Source organism: Methanoregula sp. (assembly GCF_041663825.1).
Classification (GTDB): domain Archaea; phylum Halobacteriota; class Methanomicrobia; order Methanomicrobiales; family Methanospirillaceae; genus Methanoregula.
On the sequence record NZ_JBAYLY010000013.1, the window covers coordinates 1 to 25,446 of the forward strand.

General features: G+C 53.2%; 23 protein-coding genes. 19 read left to right on the forward strand and 4 right to left on the reverse strand.

The genetic code is table 11. The features are described 5' to 3' along the window. Window positions 1–84: DUF63 family protein (locus WCX19_RS07540; protein WP_373006862.1), on the reverse strand; the 84-nt coding region annotated here is incomplete at its 3' end. Window positions 85–95: 11 nt separating this feature from the next. On the opposite strand from WCX19_RS07540, the gene WCX19_RS07545 reads away from it, so the two are divergent. Together WCX19_RS07545 and WCX19_RS07550 are read left to right on the forward strand one after the other, a co-directional pair. After that, on the forward strand, window positions 96–1,175 hold the full coding sequence (locus WCX19_RS07545; RefSeq protein ID WP_373006747.1) for an NAD(P)-dependent glycerol-1-phosphate dehydrogenase: 1,080 nt from the start codon (window positions 96–98) through the stop codon (window positions 1,173–1,175). Window positions 1,176–1,213: 38 nt separating this feature from the next. Continuing rightward, window positions 1,214–1,660, forward strand: a complete 447-nt coding sequence (locus WCX19_RS07550; protein WP_373006749.1) for a UPF0179 family protein — start codon at window positions 1,214–1,216, stop codon at window positions 1,658–1,660. Between the two features lie 513 nt (window positions 1,661–2,173). Here the strand turns inward: WCX19_RS07550 and WCX19_RS07555 are convergent. Beyond that, a complete protein-coding gene (locus tag WCX19_RS07555) occupies window positions 2,174–3,025 on the reverse strand; it encodes an ADP-ribosylglycohydrolase family protein (protein ID WP_373006751.1) in 852 nt (283 codons plus the stop codon). A gap of 95 nt (window positions 3,026–3,120) precedes the next feature. On the opposite strand from WCX19_RS07555, the gene WCX19_RS07560 reads away from it, so the two are divergent. From WCX19_RS07560 to WCX19_RS07615, 12 genes are all read left to right on the forward strand, one after another. Continuing rightward, window positions 3,121–3,399: a UPF0058 family protein gene (locus tag WCX19_RS07560; protein WP_373006753.1), complete on the forward strand. Its 279-nt coding sequence runs from the start codon at window positions 3,121–3,123 to the stop codon at window positions 3,397–3,399. 5 nt (window positions 3,400–3,404) lie between these two features. Continuing rightward, complete coding sequence (locus WCX19_RS07565) at window positions 3,405–4,985, forward strand: tRNA uridine(34) 5-carboxymethylaminomethyl modification radical SAM/GNAT enzyme Elp3 (protein ID WP_373006755.1); 1,581 nt, start codon at window positions 3,405–3,407, stop codon at window positions 4,983–4,985. Beyond that, entirely contained in the window at window positions 4,982–6,115 is a 1,134-nt protein-coding gene (locus WCX19_RS07570; RefSeq protein ID WP_373006757.1) for a DNA primase small subunit domain-containing protein, read from the forward strand. Before WCX19_RS07565 ends, WCX19_RS07570 begins: the two co-directional genes overlap by 4 nt. A 27-nt stretch (window positions 6,116–6,142) precedes the next feature. Then, window positions 6,143–6,838, forward strand: a complete 696-nt coding sequence (locus tag WCX19_RS07575; protein WP_373006759.1) for a hypothetical protein — start codon at window positions 6,143–6,145, stop codon at window positions 6,836–6,838. A 273-nt stretch (window positions 6,839–7,111) separates the two neighbouring features. After that, the gene (locus tag WCX19_RS07580) at window positions 7,112–7,390 is read left to right on the forward strand and encodes a 50S ribosomal protein L44e (protein ID WP_292423937.1); all 279 of its coding nucleotides are present in this window, start codon (window positions 7,112–7,114) and stop codon (window positions 7,388–7,390) included. Between the two features lie 6 nt (window positions 7,391–7,396). After that, window positions 7,397–7,585, forward strand: coding sequence for a 30S ribosomal protein S27e (locus WCX19_RS07585; protein WP_373006761.1), 189 nt, complete (start codon window positions 7,397–7,399; stop codon window positions 7,583–7,585). 8 nt (window positions 7,586–7,593) lie between these two features. Then, window positions 7,594–8,391 (forward strand): translation initiation factor IF-2 subunit alpha, encoded by a 798-nt coding sequence (locus WCX19_RS07590; protein WP_373006763.1) that lies wholly within the window; start codon window positions 7,594–7,596, stop codon window positions 8,389–8,391. Continuing rightward, a complete protein-coding gene (locus tag WCX19_RS07595; RefSeq protein ID WP_373006765.1) occupies window positions 8,388–8,552 on the forward strand; it encodes an RNA-protein complex protein Nop10 in 165 nt (54 codons plus the stop codon). The genes WCX19_RS07590 and WCX19_RS07595 overlap by 4 nt, the downstream gene beginning before the upstream one ends. Then, complete coding sequence (locus tag WCX19_RS07600) at window positions 8,549–9,307, forward strand: proteasome assembly chaperone family protein (RefSeq protein WP_373006767.1); 759 nt, start codon at window positions 8,549–8,551, stop codon at window positions 9,305–9,307. The genes WCX19_RS07595 and WCX19_RS07600 overlap by 4 nt, the downstream gene beginning before the upstream one ends. A 117-nt stretch (window positions 9,308–9,424) precedes the next feature. Next, entirely contained in the window at window positions 9,425–10,549 is a 1,125-nt protein-coding gene (locus WCX19_RS07605) for an endonuclease Q family protein (protein ID WP_373006769.1), read from the forward strand. A gap of 223 nt (window positions 10,550–10,772) precedes the next feature. Beyond that, window positions 10,773–10,949, forward strand: coding sequence for a 4Fe-4S binding protein (locus WCX19_RS07610; protein WP_012107516.1), 177 nt, complete (start codon window positions 10,773–10,775; stop codon window positions 10,947–10,949). Continuing rightward, the gene (locus WCX19_RS07615; protein ID WP_373006771.1) at window positions 10,939–12,135 is read left to right on the forward strand and encodes an NAD(P)/FAD-dependent oxidoreductase; all 1,197 of its coding nucleotides are present in this window, start codon (window positions 10,939–10,941) and stop codon (window positions 12,133–12,135) included. The genes WCX19_RS07610 and WCX19_RS07615 overlap by 11 nt, the downstream gene beginning before the upstream one ends. Here WCX19_RS07615 and WCX19_RS07620 read toward each other — a convergent pair. Beyond that, window positions 12,127–12,792, reverse strand: a complete 666-nt coding sequence (locus tag WCX19_RS07620; protein ID WP_373006773.1) for a TrkA family potassium uptake protein — start codon at window positions 12,790–12,792, stop codon at window positions 12,127–12,129. The two genes, WCX19_RS07615 and WCX19_RS07620, sit on opposite strands and share 9 nt — an antisense overlap. A gap of 55 nt (window positions 12,793–12,847) precedes the next feature. On the opposite strand from WCX19_RS07620, the gene rnhB reads away from it, so the two are divergent. From rnhB to WCX19_RS07635, 3 genes are all read left to right on the forward strand, one after another. Next, complete coding sequence (gene rnhB, locus WCX19_RS07625) at window positions 12,848–13,489, forward strand: ribonuclease HII (RefSeq protein ID WP_373006864.1); 642 nt, start codon at window positions 12,848–12,850, stop codon at window positions 13,487–13,489. A gap of 351 nt (window positions 13,490–13,840) precedes the next feature. Beyond that, window positions 13,841–15,136, forward strand: coding sequence for a site-2 protease family protein (locus WCX19_RS07630; RefSeq protein ID WP_373006775.1), 1,296 nt, complete (start codon window positions 13,841–13,843; stop codon window positions 15,134–15,136). Window positions 15,137–15,482: 346 nt separating this feature from the next. Further along, complete coding sequence (locus WCX19_RS07635) at window positions 15,483–17,747, forward strand: lectin like domain-containing protein (RefSeq protein ID WP_373006777.1); 2,265 nt, start codon at window positions 15,483–15,485, stop codon at window positions 17,745–17,747. Between the two features lie 533 nt (window positions 17,748–18,280). Here WCX19_RS07635 and WCX19_RS07640 read toward each other — a convergent pair. Next, window positions 18,281–19,480: a zinc-ribbon domain-containing protein gene (locus WCX19_RS07640; RefSeq protein ID WP_373006779.1), complete on the reverse strand. Its 1,200-nt coding sequence runs from the start codon at window positions 19,478–19,480 to the stop codon at window positions 18,281–18,283. 1,228 nt (window positions 19,481–20,708) lie between these two features. Here WCX19_RS07640 and WCX19_RS07645 point away from each other — a divergent pair. Next, window positions 20,709–21,032, forward strand: coding sequence for a hypothetical protein (locus WCX19_RS07645; protein WP_373006781.1), 324 nt, complete (start codon window positions 20,709–20,711; stop codon window positions 21,030–21,032). Window positions 21,033–21,722: 690 nt separating this feature from the next. Beyond that, window positions 21,723–25,232 carry a beta strand repeat-containing protein gene (locus tag WCX19_RS07650; RefSeq protein ID WP_373006783.1) on the forward strand — a complete coding sequence of 1,170 codons (3,510 nt, stop codon included), beginning with the start codon at window positions 21,723–21,725 and terminating at the stop codon, window positions 25,230–25,232. Window positions 25,233–25,446: the final 214 nt, after the last annotated feature.

Sequence of the window (25,446 nt, forward strand, 5' to 3'; positions counted from 1 at the left end):
GTAGGTGAGCGTCTCGACAATATTATAGGGCTCGCCGTACTTGACGGGATCGATGTAGTATTTGTATATGAAATCACTAATCATTCATTATACCGATGAGCCCGGATACTATAAAATTACTCAGAGAGAAGGTCTTTGACAAGTCCAAGTGGATGCAGTTACCCCGGGATGTGGTGATAGGTCACGACGTCCTTAACCAGATCACCCCGGTCTGCGAAGACCTCAAACTCGGCAGGTCTGCCCTCCTGATCTCCGGCAAGAGCACCATGGAACGTGCAGGAAAAACTGTTCAGGAGTACCTTTCCCGTACAGGGACGGTAAAAGTTTTCATTGCAGAAGAGATCAGCCCGAAGATTATCCATGAGGCAGAGCACGCGGCGCAGGGCATGGATTTTGTCGTAGGAGTCGGGGGCGGCCGGGTGATCGATACCGCAAAGATCGTATCGTACAATATCGACCGGCAGTTTGTCTCCGTCCCGACCGCGGCATCCCATGACGGCATCGCGTCTGCCCGGGCCTCGGTGCCGACCGGGGAGGGCAATGTCTCCCTTGAGGCACATCCGCCTCTAGCCATCATCGCGGATACCGGTATCATCGCTGCCGCCCCGCACCGTCTTCTCGCGGCCGGGTGTGCGGATGTAATCTCCAATTACACCGCAATCCTCGACTGGGAACTGGCCCACCGGATCAAGGGCGAGCCGATGAGCGAGTATGCGATCGCGCTCTCCAAAATGACCGCAGAGATCCTCGTCAAAAATGCCGATCTCATCAAACCCCACCAGGAGCAGTCGGCGTGGTTTGTCACAAAGGCCCTCGTGTCAAGCGGCGTTGCGATGAGCATTGCCGGGTCGTCCCGGCCGGCAAGCGGCGGGGAGCATAAGTTCTCCCACGCCCTTGACCGGCTTGCCCCGGGAAAGGCGCTGCACGGGGAGAGCTGCGGGATCGGTACCATCATCTCGATGTACCTGCACGGCGGCGACTGGCGGGGGATCCGGGCCTCGCTGAAGACGATTGGCGCCCCGACCACCCCGGCCGATCTCGGGATCAGCGATGAGGTCGCAGTCGAGGCGCTCCTGATGGCAAAGACTATCCGCCCGGAACGCTTTACAATCTTTGATATGGGGATCACCAGAGAATCTGCGGAGAAACTCGTGCAGATGCTCTATTCAGAATAAACCGGTGTAATAACAAAATGAAGTGGAGGGATTTTGCCATGGCAGATACAAAAACCAAAGTGACGCTTGTCGGGACGGTGCTGGCAAAACCCGGCGTGGAGTTTATCTACGAGGGAGAGACTCCCGAGTGCGGAACCTGTAAGGTCAAAAAGGCGTGCCACAACTTAAACAAGGGCCACCGGTACCGGATTGTCACGGTCCGGAGTACCCATCACGAGTGCGCCATTCACTTCAACGGGGCAACCGCTGTTGAGGTGATGGATGCTCCTGTCACCATGCTTATCAGTGCTGACATGGCGATTGTCAACTCCAAGATAAAGATTGAGTTCTCCTGCAACAAGGCGGAGTGCAGAAGTTACCCGTTATGCCGGCCGGACGGAGTGGTCGAAGGCGAAAAATATGTGGTTGCCGATGTACTGGGCAACGCTTCCGAAATCTGCGGGAAAGGCCGGGCCCTGAAGCTGGTTGAGATTAAACCAACGTGATACCTTTTTTATTGATCGTTCTGATATTTCCGCGCCCGGTCCCTCTTTTGTCATGTTGTCGTGATACGCCACATGCACCTCATCATCAGGAAGTGGAATCTCCGGAATAATACTCTCGAACGTGCCGGATACCATTGCGTAATATAATCTGTTGATATTTGTCGCGATGTGGAACGATCACGGGAGTCTCGTACGATATCAGTAGATCTGCAGCCTATCCAGCAAAAATTCCCCCACTGACCCCCCCCATGCATTTTTTCTTGAAAATTTCCCCTGTTTATCATCGTAAAATTGCCCTGAAAAGATCTTCTTTTTTGGGGCGTGATGGAGGGGGTCAGATGGGTACAAATTAAAAAACGGCCGCACAAACCCTGGTGGAGTTGATGGAATCTGTAACCCGGTTTTCAGGAAGAATAGCGACGTAAAAATGCGAGGCCTGTATCATGGATGGACATGCAAATTGTGTGTAAAAATGGCAGGAGGGGTGGCAGGGGGTCGGGCAGTGTACTTATGTTATCCGCTATCCTCTCTTATCTCCCACAACGCTCCTGCAATCCGGATTAAATCTTCGTATCCTTCGACCACCCGGCTCCAACGCTCCGGCACAGCGTCAAGTCCCCAGTATGCCCCGGCAAGCGCCCCGCAGCAGGCACCCACAGTATCCGCATCTCCCCCGAGATTGATGGCTGAGAGTACCGCGTTCCCGAACGTACGGGCATTCATAAAACAGGAGAGTGCCGCGTGTGAGCAGAGTACCGCGTCAAGCGAGGGCTCGGGCTGGTAGCGCTCGTAACTCCCGAGTTTATCCAGCACTTCCGGATCCCGGCACCGCGAGCGGGCGTGGACGAACGCCTGCCTGCGTGAAACCCCCCGGCACAGATCGCTTGCCATCATGTTGAGCCACGCTGAGCAGTGGGCCGCGACCGGATCAAAATGAGTAAGCCGGGAGCACGCAATGCTTACCTCGTACACCCGATCTGCGGAGTAAAAGATCCCGAGGGGAAATCCCCGCATCACGCTCCCGTTGCTCCTGCTCCCATTATGGCGCCGGTGCACGAGCCATGCGGCACGCTGCGGTGGGATGCCGGAGCGTACAAACGTAAAGAATGCAGAAGAGGTCGGGCCGTACCATTCCGGGCGATTTTTGTACCCGGAAAGCAATCGCAATACAAGGTCCGATGAGTTAAAACTCCTGCATGTGAGGAGCGATTCCGTGACCGCGAGTGCCTGCAGCGTGTCGTCCGTGTACTGGCCGGCCTTCCGGAAATGGCGTCCTCCGGGCCGCATATTTGTCACCCACGCTTCAGGCTGGGCAGATCCTTCCAAAGGCGCACCCAACGCGTCCCCAATTGCGAGTCCCGCCAATAATCCCCTTGGGTGAATGTTTTCTCTTATAAATTTCACCAGTAAGGTATATCTGTCGCACAGAAAAAATAACTTTTCAGAGAGAAGGCGATAGTGTGCAAAAGGAAGAGTTACTGCATCTGCATATGCTGATGGTACATATCAAGAAGTATTACGAGAACACTACGAATGAGGAAATCGAAACTGAACGCTATAACACTCTCGAAATATCACCGGTTCATATACATAAAGATAAAAAAGCCCATAAGGATGCTCTTCTCACGCTGGGTGAAGAGATTGTTGCCCATATCAACGGACACCATGCAGTGCATGTGGTGAACTATTCTCCTGAGACTGCAACAGCACCGACTCAACAGGTCGCAGTCGAACATTAACTGTTATGGATGAGGCACTGGCATTACGGGAGATCATCTCCCGCATCCTCTCCCTGCCTCCTGGTGACAGCGGGATTATTGCCGTAAAAATTGATATCTGCCGGAAGTACCGGCTTACGGCAGTTCCAAAAAATTCTGCAATCCTCGCGGCTGCGACTCCGGTTGAGCGGGAGACCCTGCGCAGGATCCTTCTTGTCAAGCCCACCCGTACCCTCTCGGGCGTCGCACCGGTTGCGGTGATGACGTCGCCGTATCCCTGCCCGCACGGCAAATGCCTGCCCTGCCCGGGTGGGCCGGCGCACCCGTTCGGGTCGCCGCAGAGTTATACCGGGGAAGAGCCGGCAGCAAAGCGGGCCCGGGAGCACAACTACGATCCGTTCGCGCAGGTCCACGCCCGGCTCGGGCAGTTCGAGACGCTGGGCCACCGGGTCGAAAAAGTGGAACTGATCGTGATGGGCGGGACGATGACCGCCCGTCCCGTGGAATACCAGAACGAGTTTGTCGCCCGGTGCATCGAGGCGATGAACGTCTATCCCGGCGACACCCGGGCAGCAGCAGTGCCTTCTGTCGCAGAAGTCGAGGCGGCAAACGAGACCTCGGATGTCCGGTGTATTGCAATTACGTTTGAGACCCGGCCGGACTGGTGCAAAAAAGAGCACATCAACCGGATGCTTGACCTCGGGGTCACGAAGGTGGAACTGGGCGTCCAGCACGTCAACGATGAGATCCTCGCATTCAACCGCCGGGGCTGCACGGTAGCCGATACGGTGGAGGCCAACCGGCTCCTCCGGGATGCCGGGATCAAGGTCGGGTTTCACATGATGCCCAACCTCCCGCATTCGACCATTGCCGCGGACAAGGAGATGTTCGAGACGATCTTCTCCGATCCCCGGTTCAAACCGGATTTTTTAAAGATCTACCCGACGCTTGTCACGCCCGGCTCCGAGATCGAGGAACTCTGGGAGCGAAAAAAGTATGCCCCCTACGAAGAGGATCAGCTCATCGATCTCATCGCCTACGCGAAATCGCTCATCCCGGAATACACCCGGCTCTCGCGGGTGCAGCGCGACATCCCGGCAAAACTGATCGTGGCCGGCTCAAAGCACTCCAACTTCCGGCAGCTGGCCCAGAACCGTCTTGCCGCGCAGGGCCGGCACTGCCGCTGCATCCGGTGCCGGGAGATCGGCCGTCTCCCCTCTGTCGTGGAATCGGAAATACGGGTGACACAGTACGAGTGCTGCGGCGGGACCGAACATTTCATCTCCGCGGTCTCAGGTGACTCCCTCATCGGGTTTGCCCGGCTCCGGTTCCCGTCCTCGGAGTTCCGCCCCGAGCTTCATGGCGCCGCGCTCGTCCGCGAGCTCCATGTCTACGGGAGTCTCGTCCCGGTTGGGCTTGATGCGGCAGAGTCCGAAGAATGGCAGCACCGGAGCTTCGGGCGGGTACTCCTTTCCCGTGCCGAGGAGATCGCAAAAGCCGCAGGCTTTGAGCGCGTCGCGATCATGAGCGGTATCGGCGTCCGGCCCTATTACCGGAGACAGGGATATGAACGCAGAGGCCCCTATATGGTAAAGGAGATGTCATGAACCCGGCGACCACGGAGTTTGTGCGGCAGCGGTTTACCGAGTATTACCGGAAAGCAATACTGGTCTCCCCGTCCTCGCTTGAGCAGCGGGAATGGGGTTTTGTCCTCTTTAATCCCGGCGCTGCCGAGATGCGGATGCGCCGGCACATCGGCTTTACCGATCGTTTGGAGCTCTTCGATTATATCAAAAACCTCGTGCCCTCCCATCTCTATTATTCAAGCGCCTATTACGAGAAACCGGATGCACCCACCATGGCCGAGAAGGGCTGGTGCGGGGCCGACCTGATCTTCGACCTTGATGCCGATCATATCGTCAAAGGGCCCTACGACCAGATGCTTGCCCGGGTCAAGACCGAGACGGAAAAACTGCTGGCCATGCTCACCGGAGAACTGGGGATCGATCCAAAACAGATCGAACTGGTCTTTTCAGGTGGGCGGGGATACCATGTGCACGTGAAGGATCTCGCCTTCCGCGGGTGGGGGAGCGCCGAGCGCCGGGAAATGGTCGACTACATCTGCGGTATCGGGCTCGATCCTGCGGTCCTGCCATCAGGTCCATCCTCCTCGTCCGGGTGGCCGGCCCGGTTCCGCGAGGCGCTCATCGAGTACCTCACGTGGCTGGGCAGCCAGAGCGAGGAAGACGCAATGGTATATCTCACCGCGCTGGATGGCGTGGGCAAGGAATTTGCGGCCGGGCTTTTAAAAAGGCGGATGGAGATGATCGCTGGTCTCAAAGGAGGCGGGCAGATCGATCCGGTGATCCTCAAGGACCGGGTCATAAAAACGATCGTGCACGAAACCGAAGGGGAGTTCCGGAAGCGGTTAAACGACCGGGCAGCGCTTGCGGATGAGCCGGTCACGACCGACATAAAACGCCTGATCCGGATGCCGACCTCCCTGCACGGCGGCAGCGGGATGCGGGTACAGCCTCTTGAGGTGCGTGACCTTCCCGGGTTTGACCCTCTCGTGGATGCCGTGGTCTTTTCAACCCGTGAGGTCAAAGTGGACTCGCGGTTCCCGCTTGCCATGCCGATGCTTGGAAGCACTTATCAGATCCAAAAAGGGATCTCTACAGTACCTGAGGCTGTGGCAGTCTTCCTCTGCTGCCGCGGCATCGCGGAAATTGCATAAAAGAGTAATCACCTTCGGGTACCTGCCATGGGATTTGATGATCTGCGCAGCATCCTGCTATCAGAGCGCGAAACCGGCAAACTCCTCCAGATAGCCCCGGACATCTTCGACCACACCCACGCGGAGATCGCAGCACTCTTAAAGAAAGTCTATGCGATCGAAGATCCGCTGTCCGATGAGGCACGTGCACTCATAGAAGAGACCATCGCGATCAAGGAGACCATGCACGAGCTCTTCGCCATCCGCTCGCGCAAGATCCTTGCCCTTGCCCTCATGCATGCGGAGGGCAACTACTATGACCGGGAAGAGGTCAAACGGATGATCCCCTCCGAGCGTGAGATGTTTGACCGGGTTGCAGCAGGTCTTGAGGAATGCCAGGGAATCCTGCTCCACAATACCAAGCAGCCGCTCGTGCCGGTTCCCCCGGTGGTTCCTGCCGGTGTGGATACCCTGGAGGATGACGGGGATGCAGTATACGAGGAAATCTCTCCGGCCACGGAAGGACCGGTGCCGTCATCCCCGGCCCCCTCAACCGATGCGCCGTCCCTCACCCCTCCGTATATGCTCGTGCGGGTGCTCGGGGATATGGATTCGTTTATGGGTGTTGACGGGAGGATCTACACTCTCTTAAAAGGCGATATCGTGACCCTTCCCGAGAGGAATGCCTCCGTCTTAAGCGACCGGAACATTGTCGTCGCGCTTCCCCTCCCCTCATGCAAATAACCGGGATCTTTTTATGGGTCTCTGTTGCACCGTAGTTTCCGGGAGGCCGCTTTTTCCTGATGTCGTATCTCATCTGGAGCCGGGGAGATCCTCACCATCCTAATCTTTTTATGATCCCGGCACTAAAACTTTACACTCTTCGCCACGATGAGAATTACTAAAAAACCGGGACGACGGCAATACTTTGTACTGCCGACGGCACCCATATCTTAAATATGAACCTTAGTAAATAATACTGGGATTCAATATTAGAGCACATTCGGTGAAAACATCATGAAGATGCCAGTGAAATTCAAAACTTACTGTCCTTTTTGCAGGAGTCACCAGATCCACGAAGTGGAGAAGGTCAAGAAAAGCAAGACGACCGGCCTCCACTGGATCGACCGCCAGAAGGCACGCAGAGGCAAAGTGGGCAACATGGGAAAATTCTCAAAGGTCCCCGGTGGCGACAAGCCCACAAAGAAGATCAACGTCCGGTACCGCTGCACAACCTGCGGAAAAGCACACCTGAGAAAAGGATACCGGGTTGCCAAGTTTGAGTTGACGGAGTGAGGTAATATGGTACGTGAAGCACGGGCAAACCGGAGCAGCTTTTTAAAAGTAAAGTGCCCGGACTGCGATAATGAACAGACGGTCTTCTCCAAGGCGAGCACGACCGTCAAGTGTGTTGTCTGCGGACGCGATCTTGCGACCCCGACGGGCGGAAAGGCGACTTTAAAGGCTGAGATCGTCTCAGAGTTCAAGTGAGCCAGCTCATGCCGGAAAGAGACAGGGAGTGGCCACAGGAATCAGAACTGGTAGTCTGCACCGTAGAAAACGTCAAGGATTTCGTTGCATTCGTATCGCTTGACGAGTACGGTGGCAGGCAGGGGCTCATCCCCATCTCTGAAATTGCAACCGGCTGGATCAAGTATATCCGTGACCACATCCGGGAGGGCCAGAAGATTGTCTGTAAGGTCCTCAATGTCGACCGGACCCGGGGTCACATCGATCTTTCCAAAAAGGATGTCAACGAGCACCAGCGCCGCGAAAAGATCCGCGAGTGGAAAAATGAGTCCAAGGCGCGCAAGTGGATCGGCTTTGTCGCAGAGAAATCCGGCGAACCTGCCGTGGAAATAGAAAATGTAATCTTCGATAAATACGGCGAGTTGTACGCGGTGTTCGAGGATATCGTCACCGACAGCGATGCGACGGTCAAAAAACTGGGGCTCTCAAAAAAAGCGAGCGAAGCGCTGGTGCATATCGCCCACGAAAATGTCAAGATCCCCAGAGTCGAGGTGACCGGCCAGTTGGAGCTCATGTCTGCAGAACCCGATGGCGTGATGGTCATACGGACTGCCTTAAAAAAGGCGAGCGAATCAAAAACTGCCGGGGCAGATATCGATTTGCTGTACCTGGGTGCTCCCGCATACCGTATCAAAGTAACAGCATCCGATTACAAGAAAGCGGAAAAAGCGCTTGAGAAATCTGCCAATGCCGCAATCGCAGTTCTTGAAAAATCCGGCGGCGAAGGCAAACTCATCAAAAAACCCAAGTCCGGGAAGAGTCAATGAACGGGAAAATCCGTCGCTGCGGTGTAGACAATACCTATACCCTTTCTCTTTTATGTCCCGTGTGCGGCGGGCCGACATCAAGTGCCCACCCTGCACGATTTTCGGTACAGGACCGTTTTGGTAAATACCGCAGGATTGCAAAACAGGAGGCTGATATATGATCGATGACATCAGCATCCGGTATCTCGATACATTTACGGATAAAAATCTCACTAATCCTGTCCTTATCGGGGGGCTGCCCGGCATCGGGCAGGTGGGAAAACTTGTTGCCGAGTACATGATCCACATGCTGGGCGCAGAAAAGATCGGAGAGATCCACTCGATTTACCTGCCCCCTCAGGTAATCATCGAGGAAAACGGCGTTGCCCGGCTGCCGCGAAACGAGATTTACCTATACAAGGCAGAGGACCGGCACGTTGTTTTCCTTGTGGGGGATTTCCAGAGCACCTCAAACGAGGGACACTATCGCATGGCCGATGCGTATCTCGATATGGCGGTCGAACTCGGGGTAAAACGGATTTACACGCTGGGGGGGTTCGGTGTCGGGCACCTGGTCAATGCACCCCGGGTTCTGGGTGCCGCCAACCGCGAGGAATTAAAAACGGAGATCGAGGCGGCGGGCGTGACGTTTGACCGCGAAGAACCGGGCGGCGGTATTATTGGCGCCGCAGGGCTTCTCCTCGGCATGGGTGGCATGCGGGGAATCGATGCAGTCTGCCTGATGGGCGAGACGAGCGGATACATTGTTGACCCGATGAGTGCGGCAGGCGTGCTTTCGGTTCTCTCAAAACTCATCGCAGTGCCGGTTGATCCGACCCAGCTTAACGACCGCGCAGCTGAAATGGAGAAAGTCGTTCAGGGCCTTCTTGAAAGCGAGAAGATGCAGCGGGACGAAGAACTCAGTTACATTGGGTAACTGCCCGCTCTCAAATCTGGCAGTCTTTTTTGTTTTAAAGGAAGCCCGCCGGAATTCACGGCAAGCCGGATTCCCTGATCCCTTATATCCTTAAAAGATGCAATCAGGAAGGTACCCATGCTTGCAAATACCGATTTGCACATCCACTCCCCGTACTCCATGGCAGTATCGGGAGCGATGCATCCTGAAAACCTGTTATCTGTCTCTGTAACAAAGGGACTCCATGTCCTTGGCACCGGTGATGCCCTGCACCCGGCCTGGCAGAAAGAATGGGAACCGTTTCTTTCAAACGAGGCTGGTATCTGTGTTGTCCCGACCGGTGAGGTTGAGGATGAGCACCGGGTCCACCACCTGATCCTTGCCGAGGATTTCGGGCAGTTTACCCAGCTCCGCGAGCTGCTCAAACCCCACAGTAAAAGTATCAGCACGAATGGGCGCCCGCATGTGTATCTTTCAGGAGAAGAAATTGCAAAGATGGCACACGAGGTCGGGGTCCTTATCGGCCCGGCCCATGCGTTCACACCGTGGACTGCGCTCTTTGCGTACCATGATTCGGTCGCCGGTTGTTATGGCAGCGAGAAGATCGATCTCCTTGAGCTGGGGCTATCTGCTGACAGTTCGTATGGTGCGGGCATTCCGGAGCTCGCCGGCGTTCCGTTCCTCTCAAACTCGGATGCCCACAGCCCGCAACCGGAAAAAATCGGCCGCGAGTTTAACCGGATCCGGCTTCTCGGGAAACTCTCTGTACGGGGCGTGCTGGATAGTATCCGGCACGGCGCCATCGAGGCAAATGCCGGCTTTTTCCCGGAGGAAGGGAAATACAACCGCACTGCCTGCGTCCGCTGCTTTACCCAGTATACTCTCGAACAGGCACAGCAGCACAAATGGCGTTGCCCGGCCGATGGCGGCCTGATCAAGAAGGGCGTGTACGACCGTGCCCGGGAACTTTCACGTGGCACTCCCGGATCGCGCCCGCCGTACCTTCACCTCGTCCCGCTCGGGCAGATCATCCAGACTGTGGAAGGGGTCTCGTCACCAGGTACGAAAAAATGCCGTGCAATCTACGCAGCGTTCATCGCAGCGTTCGGAAACGAGATCGATGTGCTTATCACCGTTCCGGTTTCCGAGATCCGGGCGCTCCACCCGAAAGTTGCATCCGCCATTGGAGCCCTCCGGGAAAATCGCGTCACCCTGCACCCGGGCGGCGGTGGGAAGTACGGCACATTTTCCTTAATTCCCTAATCTCCATGCTATTGGAATAAACCGGATCCTGTACCTTGTTTACAGGGAACTTCATTCCACTTTTTTTGCTTTTAATCCGGATTAAAAAAGATGATGGGGGAGATGTCCATTCCGTTTTGAAACGGAGTATCCCCTCTTATGGGAAGCAGAACCGGAAACGATCCGCATGCCCGGTTTTTTAAGCCGTAAAGATTAATGAAACCGGCCTCCAACATATTCATGAATGCTCAACGTACACAGGGATATCTGCGGGTATTGTGGATGCTGTGTGTCAGTCTGCCCCGAAGGTGCACTTGAACTGATCGACGCATACCTTTCTGTTGAAGAAAACTGTACGAGCTGCGGTATCTGCGCCAAGGTCTGTCCGCTTGGTGCACTGGAGGTCGTGCATGAAAAATAATTACAATGTTTTGATCATAGGCGGTGGCCCGGCCGGGGCCCTTGCCGCAAAGACGTCGGCAGAAAAAGGACTCTCTGCCTGCCTTGTCGAGAAACGCCCGGCAATTGGCGCTCCGGTCCGCTGTGCGGAAGGGATCGGGAAGGAATCCCTGTCCGAGTTTATTGAACCGGACCCGCGCTGGATCTCTGCGGATATGAGCGGTGCCGTTATTGTCGCCCCTGACGGTTTTGAGATGTCTTTAGAGTCCTCCATGGCCGGTTCAAAAGTCGGATATATCCTTGATCGCAAGGTGTTTGACCGTGCGCTGGTCTGGCAGGCGGCAGATGCCGGGGCTGATGTCTTTGTCAAGACACGTGCAGCCGCGCCGATTATGAATGACGGCCGGATAAAGGGTGCGCAGCTTGAGTCCTGCGGGAATGTCACCAAGGTCAATGCAGATGTCGTCATTGCAGCAGACGGCGTCGAGTCGAAATTTGGCAAATGGTGCGGTATCGATACGACAGTGCCGGTCCGGGAGATCATGAGTTCTGTCCAGTACGTCATGGCAGATATCGATATCAATCCAAGCGCCACGGTTTTCTACCTGGGTAACGAAGTCGCACCTGAAGGATATCTCTGGGTGTTCCCGAAAGGCAAGAGAATCGCAAATGTCGGTATCGGTATCTCCGGGAAAAAGAGCGGCAAGGGGCACCGGGCAAAGGATTACCTCGATCGGTTCGTGAAGCAGAAATTCCCGCATGGAAAGACGATCGAATGCATTGTCGGCGGGGTTTCGGTCTGCCGCCCGTTGGAATGCACGGTTGCCGATGGCCTGATCCTTGCCGGTGATGCGGCACGGGTTGTCGATCCGCTTACGGGAGGCGGCATCTACAATGCGATGTATACGGGGAAACTCGCAGCAGAAGTAGCGGCTGACTGCATTGCGAAAGGCGATGTCTCCAAAAAAGCGCTCATGGCCTACGACAAGGCATGGCGTGCCTCAAAGATGGGCAAAGGAATCGAGCGTAACTACCTCATCAAGGAATATTTAATCAAGCAGTCAGACGAGAAACTCAACACGATCGTCCACTCTGTTTCAAAGTTGGATTTAAAGGAGTTCTCCACACTCACCTTAGTAAAAGAGTTGTTGAAGGCCAATCCAAAACTTCTCGTGGAGCTCGGGGCGCTTGCCGCCTCACTACGCTGATTTTTTTAACTGTTTGTTTAAGAGCCGCAGGCAGTCATCCTCTGCCTCTTTTTTGGTAAAGACCGTGAAGATATCGCCAGGCTGGATCCGCACGTTTCCGCTGGGGATAATCAGCGTGCCGCCCTCCCTGCGTATGGCGATAAAGACAAAGTCCTTTACTTTAAGTTCCCGTATCTCGTGGCCGACGATGGGGGCATTTTCCTCTGCCACGATCTCAAAGATGCTGCCGCCCGGGATCGAGGCGAGCTGCTGGAGCTTGGGGTTCTCGGTCCAGTAATAGAGACGCGATGCCACGAGATCGTCCGGGTTCTCGCTGATCCGGACACCAACTTCCTTGAAAAAATCCGAGTGGGCCGTCTGGTTGACGATTGCAACTACGTTTGGCACATGGAAGCGTTTTGCAAGCCAGCAGGTCATGAGGTTGACCGCATCGTCGCTTGTCGTGGCAACAAACGCATCGGTCCGGTCGATACCTGCCTCTTCAAGCGTGGACTTGTCGGTAGCGTTGCCGGTGATTGCAAGGATATCGTAGTGCTCCAAAATCTCGCTGCACCGGGCTTCTTCATGGTCGATAACGACAACGTTGTTGCCATGTTCGACCGCCTGTTTGACAAGGCTGCGTCCGATGCCGCCAAGCCCCACGATGATAATATACATGATTACCGGTTACCATCATCGCCATTGAAATAATTTGCGCATAAACCTTACTTTTGTGATCTGCGGGGTTGACGAAGCCGGGAAAGGATCGGTGCTGGGGCCAATGGTGGTCGCTGCGGTGGGGGCGCGATCCGCAGATATCTTTTGTGATCTTGGTGTGAAGGATTCAAAGAAGCTCACACCGGCAGAACGAGAATTGCTTTTTCCCCTCATAAAAAAACGGTGCCGGGTTGCTACGGTTATCATTCCCGCAGAGGAGATTGACGCCATCCGGCGCGAGATGACCATGAATGCCTGTGTTGCCCGGGCACACGCACAGGTGATCAAGAAACTTGCCCCTGATACTGCGTATGTTGACGCGTGCGATGTCAACCCGTTCAGGTATGCGGAAACGGTAAAAAGCCATCTCGACATCGCGTGCGAAATCGTATCGGAGCACCACGCGGATGATACCTATCCGATCGTTTCTGCTGCAAGTATCATCGCAAAAGTCACCCGGGACCGTGAAATTACAAAACTCGCAAAAAAATATGGTAAGATTGGCAGCGGGTACCCGTCCGATCCGATCACCATCGCGTACCTCTCCGCATATATTGACCAGCACAAATCCCCCCCACCGATTGCCCGGAAGAGCTGGAAGACAGTGAGTACGATGATGGGGAAAAAATCCCAGAGCAGCCTGTCTGCATTTATCTAGATCGGGAGTATTTGCGGTTTTTGTTCTGGAGAAAACCAGTATCTGTCCAATTTTTCCGAAATTTTCGAATGAAATATGGGGGTACCTCTCTTCTCTCATTTGCGATTGAGTGCCGTCGCACCAAAAAGGGGCGCCCCTGCGGCGGGTCGGCAACAAAAAAATACTAAAAAACTCTTCCCGCAGGGCCTCCAGAAAAGGCCCTGAGGCGGGGAGTTATCGCACCCGTTTTATTGTTTTTTTGAAAATTCCAGAGTGAATCAGGTTGGCGTATCTCTGGTTATATGGAGCCACCGTTGTGAATCTTTTTACGCCACCATTCCTTTATGTGGTTCCCCAGTCCAACAGATATGGATGGACTGGATCCTTATCCTGATTGCCCTTGTGGCCATCTACGCCATCGCAGCGTATTATATTCATTCCCGAAAAATCTGGGCCGATCATATTATTTTCTACGGCCCGATCATGGCAATAAAGACCAACCGGGTCAAATTTTTCGATAAATTTACCGCACTGCGCACATTTTTCCGGATCTACGGGACGATCGGTGTCATCGCGGTCATCATCGTTTCAGTTTTTATCACAGTCATGGTTTTTCTCTCGGTCCGGTACACGCTGATGCTCAGGCCTGAGCCAACCGGGATTTACGAGCCCCAGAATATCCTCCTGCTTCCCGGGATCAACGATTATGTTCCCTCAACGTTTGCAGTCTGGCTTGCGTTTATTATCACCATTGTGGTTCACGAGTTCGGGCATGCAATCCTCTGCAGGGTAGAGGACATCAAGGTCAAAGGAATGGGCGTGCTCATCGCGGTGATCCCGATCGGATTTTTTGTCGAGCCTGACGATGCGGAACTCGAACAGAAAAAAGGGATGCCCAAGGTGCGGATGTTCGGCGCCGGGATCACCAATAACCTTGTCGTTGGTTTCTCCTGCTTTGTGCTGTTGATCCTGGTGTTTGGTATGGTAGTGCCGGCAACCCAGCCGGCGATTCACGGGATTTACAAAGGATATCCTGCGGATAACGCGAGCGTGCCGCAGGGTTCGGTGGTGACGGCGATCAACGGGGAACCGGTTGCCACCCGGGCTGATGTGTCCGCAATCCTCAACACCACAAAACCGGGGGATGCGGTCACCCTGACGACGGCAAAAGACGGGATTGCATCGGATTACAAACTTACGCTTGCCGCGTGGCCGACGGATTACAGCAACAACCAGACGAGCGGTTTCATGGGGGTCCAGTATTACGATGGTGTAGCCGTAAAGACCGCAGTCGGAACGATGCTGTCACCGATTGGATTCCTGCAATTTTTGATAGTTCCCTTTGCCAGTGGTGATGGATCCCAGTACCTCCGCATTCTCGCGTTCGATACACCGGATACTTCGTATTACCAGGCTCCCTTTGTCGGGTTCTGGGAACTGATCCACCTCCTCTTCTGGTGTGCGTGGATCAATATCAACGTGGGGATCTTCAACGCGATCCCGATGGTTCCGCTGGATGGCGGCTACATCTTCAAGGAGGGTGTCGACCGGATCCTTGACCGGCGCGGGCTCATAAAATATTCGGGATACGTGGTCGGGGCGGTCAGCTACGTGATGATCGTGGCATTGATATCGCTGATCATGCTGCCGTATTTGCTGCATATGTGAGGGGAACTGTCGGGATTTTTCCCGGTGTTTTTAAGACCCGGGCACATTCTCCCGTTTTTTAAAAAGAGTTCCTGCATCTTTACAAGGACGTGATATCAGTGTGCGATCCTCGGAAGGGGAATCATTGGGCAACCTTTATATTTCTAAAAAAAAATGATATGCCATTATGATCCTTCCCCCTCTGTCTCCCAGGATCTATGCAAGTCTCGTTCTTTTTCTGATGGTGACTGTGCTGTTCGGGGCTGGAGTATGTGCTGACTCCAGTTCCGTGACAACAATTGCCGTTCAGGATCCCGTGACTGCGTTTTCTCCATCAAGTATACCGGTAAATGTGACTACAGTACAAATGGCATCAGAATCAATAACCGCGACGCCAACCGCATTAACCCTCGTGGAAACTACCTCATCATTCACAATAACGCAAAATGATACCCCCGTGCAAATCTCAACATCTGCCTCTTCGAGGGATGCATCCGCCATCGGTTCGGATCAGATAACCGGCAAAGCTTTGTCCGGTGGATTATTTGTCGCCCCGGAAAATCCCGAATTTGCGGAGTACCTGAACCGCTCAAAACTAAAATCCACGACACGGACGATGGCGTCAGTTGTTCTGAATAATGGATCCACACATGTATTTGTGGAGGGCTCTATCCCGTCTCCGGTATCGCTCGCATATACTGCCGGCCAGCATATCGGGCCGGATAACGGAATCCAGAGCAACCGGGGTACCTATCCTGCCTCTTATGATCTAAAGGCGCTTGGGAAAGTCACTTCGGTAAAAGATCAGGGTAAAGCTGGTGCATGCTGGGCATTTGCATCGGTCGCCTCGCTTGAGTCGTCTTTCCTTACGAATGAATCCTGGGATTTTTCAGAAAATAATCTTAAAAATACCCTTGCCAGCACCTATACGGATGGATTTGACCGGAATTGGGACGGAGGAGGTAATTCCTATATGTCCGCGGCATACTTTACCCGGTGGAGCGGCCCGGTCAGGGAATCAGATGATCCCTACAATGATGTCTCCGGGATATCCCCCGGTGGCCTGTCCCCGGTTAAACACGTTCAGAATGTGTATTTCCTGCCTGAACGGGCCAGCTCAACCGATAACGACAATATAAAATATGCCCTGACTACGTGGGGTGCTGTGGCGGCGGGTATCTATTGGGATGATTCCTATTACAATCCCTCGACTACTGCATTCTATAATTCAGGAACTGCCGCTACCAATCATCTTATTACCCTTGTCGGATGGGATGACACCTACAGCAGGACCAACTTTGTAACCCAGCCTCCCGGTGACGGTGCGTTTATTGTGAAAAATTCATGGGGTACGGCATTTGGGGACGAGGGGTATTTCTATATCTCGTATTATGATCTGACTGTCGGTAATTATTGCGCAGCGTTTACCGGCGAATCGACATCCGATTACAACCAAGAATACAGTTACGATCCCCTGGGCAGGGTTGATAGTGTTGGATATAGTAAAACAAGTGCCTATTATGCAAATGTTTTCACGTCCAACTCAACTGAGACCCTCAAGGCCGTCGAGTTCTTTACCCCGACTACCAACACCGCATACACGGTGAGCATTTATCTCGATCCCAACAGCGGGCCGGTCAACACATCAGGATATGCAGCACAGACGTCCGGGACACTTTCATCACCGGGATATCGTACGGTGACGGTGCCGGCAGTCGCCCTTTCATCGGGACAGAAATTTTCCATTGTTGTTTTGGTGACGACACCGGGATATAATTGGCCGATTCCTGTTGAATATCCCCTTGAAGGGTACTCAAGTCATGCGACTGCATCTGCCGGCCAGAGTTACATCAGCCCCGATGGTTCGACATGGACCGATATGACGAGTGCGGTTACGAATGCGAATGTGTGCGTTAAGGGATACACCACTACTCTGGCAGATCACAGCGTGGCTACTATCGGTGTATTCCGACCCTCGACGGGCATCTGGTACCTGGATTATAACTTCGACGGAACGGTTGACAAACAGGTAAAGTTTGGGAAGAACGGGGACACAGCGGTTGCCGGGGACTGGAACGGAGCCGGGAACTCAGAGATCGGCGTGTTCCGTTCATCGACCGGATACTGGTATCTGGATTATAATTTCGACGGAACGGTTGACAAAACGGCAAAGTTCGGGAAGAGCGGGGACCTGGCGGTTGCCGGGGACTGGAACGGAGCCGGAAACTCAGAGATCGGCGTGTTCCGTTCATCGACCGGGTACTGGTATCTGGATTATAATTTCGACGGAACGGTTGACAAAACGGTAAAGTTCGGGAAGAGTGGTGACCCGGCGGTTGCCGGGGACTGGAACGGAGCCGGAAACTCAGAGATCGGCGTGTTCCGACCCTCGACCGGGTACTGGTATCTTGATTATAACTTCGACGGAACGGTCGACAAAACGGTAAAGTTCGGGAAGAGCGGGGATCTGGCGGTTGCCGGTGACTGGAATGGAGCCGGGAACTCAGAGATCGGTGTATTCCGACCCTCGACGGGCACCTGGTATCTGGATTATAACTTCGATGGAACGGTCGACAAAACGGTAAAGTTCGGGAAGAGCGGGGACTCGCCAGTAGCGGGACACTGGGCGTAAAGATACCGGTCAGAATCACCTTTTTTTTCGATCAGAATACGAGAAGAGGAGTTGAGCGTATTCCCGATCAATTTATGGCTCTCTTTGGAGTTCTATCATTTGTCCATGGCACAGAGGTTGGAATGTCAAACACGTGACACGGTATGAGGATTTTTCAAGCGTGAAAAATATCCCGGGACTGGTGCCGGGAGATCTTCAGGCCGGGAATGATCGGTCGTTTGGTACCGCCGGAGATATAGGGTTTCAGGAACTCTTTTCACATCATACTGTTTCTCCATGAAGAGGAGTGACTGGCAGATGCAGGTAAACACCCCAAAAGCAGGCACGGAGCCCATGCTGGCTAAAAATTCCCTGTTCATTTAAAGGCAATCCCGGGAGGCTTATCTAAATAGAGAACCAGCGCCACGAAAAAAACCGGGTCATGAGGAGTACCCCCATCAAGTACAAACCGGGGAGATTGCCCCCTCCCTCCCATTCCGGTTTTTTATTGAGGGGGATCTCATACCGGACAACCATTACGTTCCCGGTAATGATCAGCTCGGGGATATCGTGACCTTCTCTGTCACCGATGTCATGATAGATGCTGCCTGGTTTATCATCGCTGGTGGTGTTGCCGTTGTTGAATTTCCTGAACTGTTGAACGCTGGCAGGATGCTCCCGGGGGATCCCTGATTTGGCAGGAAAACGACGACTGCCACAACCGCTATAATGATGATAATAACGATAACCACGGCTAAAACCAGTTTCTTTCTGCTCCGGGGATTTGCGGGGGGCATTAACCCGGGAGCACGCGATGGCGGGAAATTATCCTCGGGAGAATCGAGCCGGGATATGAATCTTTTTTGCGGCTGCACTGGTTCAGGGGCTACCGCTGGTTGTTCCGGTACTGGAACCGGTTCCCGCGGGGCTGTACGCTGGGAATCCCGGGGAACTGTTACGGATGGGCGTTCGACAGGGGGTTCACTGTACGCGCGCTCCTGATCAATTGGCCACTCTGTTTTTGCCGTCTGCACATATGCAGCGGGTGTGGGTTTGACGACCGGAACCTGAGGTATTTCTGTCGGGCGTATAATACGGGAGCCGCACTTGTTGCAGAAACCGGAATCCTCCGTTACCCTCGCACCGCATCGGGTACAATAGATACCGAGTATCGAATCGGATGTTGGTGCGGGAGCCGGTGCAGGAGACGGTACAGGGGCAGGGGCCTGCCATGATACTTCCGGATGTGCTTCTACTCTTTTAACCGGCTGTGGTTTTGCAGGCTGCTCGTACCGTGCATCGGGCGTCGGCGGTAACGGGGATCCGACAATCTCAAATCTTTTTGGGGAGACCGGGCCGGCATTTTCTGTCGGGTCGGGAGCGGGAATAACCTTACGGATAACCCGTTCGGGATAGGGTGTTTTATTCTCCTTTATCAATTGAACCCATTCGTTGCATTCTTTTGCCCGGTTTCCACCACTTTCGCGGGAGAATGTCAGCACCATCTGCTTTGTCCCTTTGGTCTTTGTGACCACGGCAAGCGTGATTAACGAGTCTCGGATCGCATTCTCTCCGACTTCTATGGCCTGGATCGTGGCAAGTGGTATCTCTTTTGGGGGCAAAAGGTTTTTTTTCCTGTCAACGAGGATAATTCGTTTGTTGGTGAGAATTGCTTCAAATGGAATCGATTTTACACGGACTCCCGGAGTACGGATAAGAATCATCTCGTCTCCATGTAGTTCTGGATCATCCATAGTTGACGTTCCTCCCCCTGATCTTTTAATAGTGGGTTGTTTGCCGAGAAAAATATATGGCTTTTGAAGAATGCCGATGGTCGTAAAGTCTTGAAATAATCTTTGCGTAAGAGAACTTAATCGTATCATCCACTCACGAATCAAAATTCTAATAGCGGTACCGATGAGAGCCTATTCCCGGTAATCGTCGCGGGAACGTGAGTTCATGAGAAATAATATTGGGGGTTCTATAGAGGTTGTTGCATAGACCATTTCAATTCTACATTTGTGTAAATTGACCTTTAAAATATCGTTGAAAATTTATTAGAACGCGTACCATTTTATGCGAATTCTACAATTGGGTTATTTTTTTTTCGAACCGTGCAACAGCAACTATAGAATCCCATAATGTAAATATAAATGACAAATATTGGGATCATTCTTGAGGGATTACAGAGAATCACGTTGATTTTAATCTCCCTTACTTCGAGCCGGTATTTTCTTGCATTCGGCGATTATCAGAACCTTCGTTTAAGGATTGGAAATACTATTTTGACCTTGTTTTTCTGATGATATTTGTCCCGATCAAATGCGTGGGCGCTTCTTCTTCGGTAATGCCCGAAAGATTCGTTTATGTATTTTTGTTTCTGATCGGGATAAGCGAACATAAGTTCAGGGACTCGTGGATCAACCGGTGGCTCTCCAGAAGATCGTATCGGGTGTCCATAATCAGTACTTTTCTAAATCGTCCTCCACGAACCTGCCTGGATTTTTGACGGGATTTTTGATGGGATTTTCCGAAATGATTCCAGGCCCCTGGGGGGTACCCCTTCATGCCAGCCCGGGGTGGCCACATCCCGTCTCTAGAAAAACGGGAGGTACCCCTCCCCCCGACCACTTCTTTAAAAGCCAGACCCCCCTTCTTTCCTTGCCGGGCACATAAGGGGGGCTCCCCCCCTTTTGATTGCACCTCCGCAGCTCGTATTTCGCGTGGAGTTATCTTCTGAAAACATAATTTTTCGGGCTGATGCGCAGGGGGTCGGACTCTCTCTTCTGGCAAGGGGGTACCCCCTCCACAAAAACAGGAGGTACCTCACCACCCGACCGATTTTTTAAAAGCCTGACCTCCCCACCCCCTTTTTATGGCCCGGGGTGGGGAGGTGCCACCTTCGTATGAATGGGGGGTACCCCCTCTTGGGTCCCGGGCCGGGTGGGGATGGTTCGCTTGAGGTGGTAAAAGGTGCGGGAGATGTACACTGCGAAATTCGTGCATGAGAACGCAAAGGGGAAACGGATCGGGTACGGGCTGGATATGTATGATTCCATTGATGGCTACCAGTATGGTATCGCCGCTGTTATCTCCAACATGGCAAACACATCGGCCCATGGCGGGAAGGCCCGGCACATCCCCGGTTCCGACTTCTTCTCGGTGACCCTGAAATGCCACGATCCCGGTGGCGAACTGTTCTTTATCAACCTCGCCCGCGACCGGGTGACGCTCTCATCATACGAGGATGATGCGATACGGGTCCGGGTCGAGAAATGGGTACATGGAGTACCGGAACTGGCATAAAATCTACGGATGGGCTCTTATACGGGTCACGGGAAACAATCGCTTCTTATTGCGGCTGATGTGCTTTGGCCGCGTATGAAGTAACGCGATCCCTGTGCGCGAAGTTAAATCCATACCGAACGAAGAGGTTTGATAATGATATCCTGGCGATATCGCATTTTTACCAACCGGGACTTTTGTGGCAGCTTCTGGTTCAGGACCCGTTTTCCCATGAAAATGGACATAATGCTGAAAGGGCTACAGCAGATAAAAAAATCCAGCGGCATTTTTATACCAAATTGTTCATATATGAAATAGGGATCGTTCCTACCCGTTCATGAATGTTGTGTTCCGCTGTTTCCGCGGCGGATCAATGGCGGGAAAGCAATACAAATAAATCCCTTGTCCCGTCGTGTCCCGAGAGGGCCCTGATGGGGGTAATCTTGCTCATTTTTGCCGGTTTTCAGGGCGTTAAACCGAGAGTATTTCGTTATGTATAAATACCCGTAACACAAAATGAGATGCTAGTGCTGAAAGACCATAATGATCGTCATGAAGTGCATTGCGTCTGGAAGCCAATGAAAGTGAAAGGGTTGTTATATGACTATTAAAAGATCGCTAATCACAACGGATTGGAGAGTAAAAGGATTATTGGGGGAGAAATTGACAAAGCCCTCTATTAGGGCATTTTTCCTTCTTATGATCCTGCTGATGGTGGTTCCAGCTGCAGTTGCAGCTGGAGTGACCGTTGCCAGCATCTCACCAACAGCCGGCACAAATCTTGGTGGTACCAGCGTAACTATCACCGGGACTGGCTTTTCGAGCATTGGAACGACGACTATCAACTTTAATTCAACATCAGACACGGCAGCATACATGGCTACCGGTGTGAATGTTACCAGCGATACCACGATCACCGCGTTTACCCCTGCCCATGGAGCGGGAGTCGTTAACGTTCAGGTCATTAATTCCAATGGCGCTGGAACCCTGAACAATGCCTACACATATTATCTCGCCCCAACTGTGACCATACTCAATCAGTCTTACGGCAAGGTAGCCGGTGGCGATGTGGTCAACATCTCGGGGACAAACCTCGCCGGCGCGACATCGGTACTCTTTGGCACTACCCAAAATGTAACCGCACTTGGTGGCGACAACTCTAACATCACCGTGACCACCCCGGCTCATGCCGCAGGGACTGTGAGTGTTATCGTCAATACTCCTGGTGGCAGTGCAACTAACTCAACTGGCTTTATCTATGAAGACGTCCCGGCGATCACCGGCGTTTCACCGGCATTCGGCACGACTGCAGGTGGCGACGTTATAACCATCACCGGGACAGGTAACCTTGCCGGAGCGTCGAAGGTATACATTAACGAGACACTGTTAACTCCGACGAGTATTACTAGTACTTCGGTCAAAGTGACTACCCCGACCGGTGTAGCCGGATGGGTTAAAGTTAATATCACCACACCCGGTGGCGTCTCGGCAGACAACAGTGGAGTCTTCAAGTATTACGGGTTCGCGAACATTACCGGTGTCTCAACGACAAACACTGGGTTCGGGCTAGACAATGGCACGGTTCTTGGCGGTACTACGGTAACCATTACCGGGACAAACCTTACCACCGCGAGTGCAGTGTACTTTAACAACACCGCAGCAACCATTGTTGGTACCCCCACGGCTACATCGATCACCGTGACCAGCCCGGCATATCCGCTATTCTCGACGGGGACGAACTGGTTGGCGACGAACAACACCCTTAAGGTTCCGGTTAATGTCACCACAATGGCTGGCAACACAACCGATATTTTCGGTAACTTCACCTACAATATTCCATTACCGAACATCACCAGCATTTCACCGACAACCGGCTCGACAGCCGGTGGTTACCAGGTAACTATCACCGGGAAAAACTTTACCGCAGCGAAGGTAGTATACTTTGGTAACCTGGCGAACACAACCGCAGGACTGACAGTTAGCTCCGATGGTACTTCGGTCACCGCGACCGTTCCCTCGAGCAGTACAATTGGGGACGTTAATGTCAACGTAACCACCCCGGCAGGCACTACTGTCGATACAGCTAAATTCACCTATGCCGCGGGAACCCCGACCATTACCACCGTCTCACCGGCAATGGGTTCGGATAACGGTGGCCAATGGGTAAACATTACCGGGGAAGGATTTACTGGGACGTCATGGGTAAAGTTTGGCGATGTACAAAATACTACAGCGCTAACGGTTTTCAATGATACTCAGCTAACCGTGCAAACCCCTGCACATTCAGCTGGAACTGTTTACGTTATCGTCAATGCAGCTGGTGGCGCCATAACCAAGCAGAATGCGTACACCTTTGCAGGATCTCCGACCTTCACGTCAATCTCACCGCTGAACGGCACGGTTAATGGCGGTACAACGGTAACTATCACCGGGACAAACCTTACCGGCGCAAGCTCCGTAACCTTCAACAGCACCGCGGCAACCATTGTTGGTACCTCCACGGCTACCTCGATCACCGCGATCACTCCGGCGCATGTTGCCGGAAAAGCTACCGTTAATATCACCACATTCTCAGGTACCGGTGGCTTTGTCGCTACAAATGACGCCTTTACCTTTGCATCAGGCCCGTCTATCACCAGTATCTCACCGCTGAACGGCACGATTTCCGGTGGTACCGAGGTAACCCTTAGAGGGACAAACCTTACCGGCGTGACCTTAGTAACCTTTGGCGGTATACCGGCTACCAACTGGTCTGGTATGTCTAACGATACCTGGATCCAGGCGAGGAGCCCTGCCTCAACGGCTGGAGCTGTTGATGTTACCGTCAGCACACTCAGTGGCAGTGCAACCAGTCCCACTAAATTCACTTATATTGGAGTTCCGACCATCACCAGTATCTCGCCGGCAGCCGGCATGGCTAACAGCACTACTGATGTAACCATCACCGGGACAAGCTTTACTGGTGTGACCACAGTAACCTTTGGCGGTGCAGTGGCTACCAATATGGTGTTTGTTAACGATACTACGATCACGGCAACCGCCCCATCTCATGTAGCCGGAGCCGTTACCGTTCAGGTTAACACGCCCAATGGCGCTGGATTTGGGACCTTCACCTATGTAGCAGCCCCGACCTTTGCCAGCATCTCGCCGGTAAACGGAACGGTTCTTGGTGGCACCCCGGTAACTATCACTGGGACAGGCTTTGCCGCACCAGCAACAGTTACCTTTGGCAGCGTAGCAGCAACCAATGTTAACGTAGTCAGCGCTACTTCAATCACTGCGACCACCCCGGCACAGACCGCAGCCGGAGCTGTTAACGTCACAGTCACCACAACCGGTGGTGCTGTAACCTCGACGAATGCCTACACCTATCTTGCAGTCCCGACTGTATCCACAGCATATGGTACATTCCGGAACTCGAACGGTATCTGGTATCTCACTGATACCAATGGAACTCTCACCAAGTCAGTAGCATTTGGCAAGACTGGGGACATCCCTGTAGTGGGTGACTGGAACGGAGCCGGCAAGACCGAGATTGGTGTCTTCCGTCCATCCACTGGCACCTGGTATCTCGATTACAATGGCGATGGAACCGTTGGCAAAACGGTAACGTTCGGCAAGAGCGGCGACACGCCAGTAGTCGGAGACTGGAATAAGGCCGGTCACTCAGAGATCGGTGTCTTCCGTCCATCCACAAGCACATGGTATGTTAATTACAACTTCGATGGAACCGTCGACAAACAGGTAAAGTTCGGGAAGACCGGCGACGCACCTGTTGTCGGTGACTTCAACACTGATGGATATTCTGATGTCGGTGTCTTCCGTGCCTCGACTGGCACCTGGTATGCAACTACCAGCTTCAGTGCAACACCTGACAAACAGGCACAGTTCGGCAAGAGTGGCGACACGCCAGTAGTCGGAGACTGGGATGTAACCGGGACCTCTGGCATTGGTGTCTTCCGTGCCTCGACCGGAACCTGGTATCTGAATGATGACTTCAGTGCAACTGTTAGCCACCAGGCACAGTTCGGCAAGAGTGGCGACACGCCAATCGTGGGCGACTGGAACAATGCCGGTCACTCAGAGATCGGTGTTTACCGTCCCTCGACCGGATACTGGTACATGGCTTACACCTTCAGTTCAACAACCGACAAGCAGTTCCAATTCGGCAAGACTGGAGACACGCCCAAAGTTGCAACAAAGGGCTGGGCAGAACACTAATTTTACCCAGTTAGAATCACTTTTTTTTGTTCCGAAAAACCGTGGAGACAATCCCGGGTTTTTTCAGATTGAGATCTTCTGTTCTCGTTTCAGCGACAATTCCGGAATTAACTCTTCCCCCAGTGAAACCCGTCAGCCAGCTCTGAATTTACGTCTTTTTAAGCGACAACCCAACGAAATAACGGGACCGAATAAAAATACATTTGAAAACCGG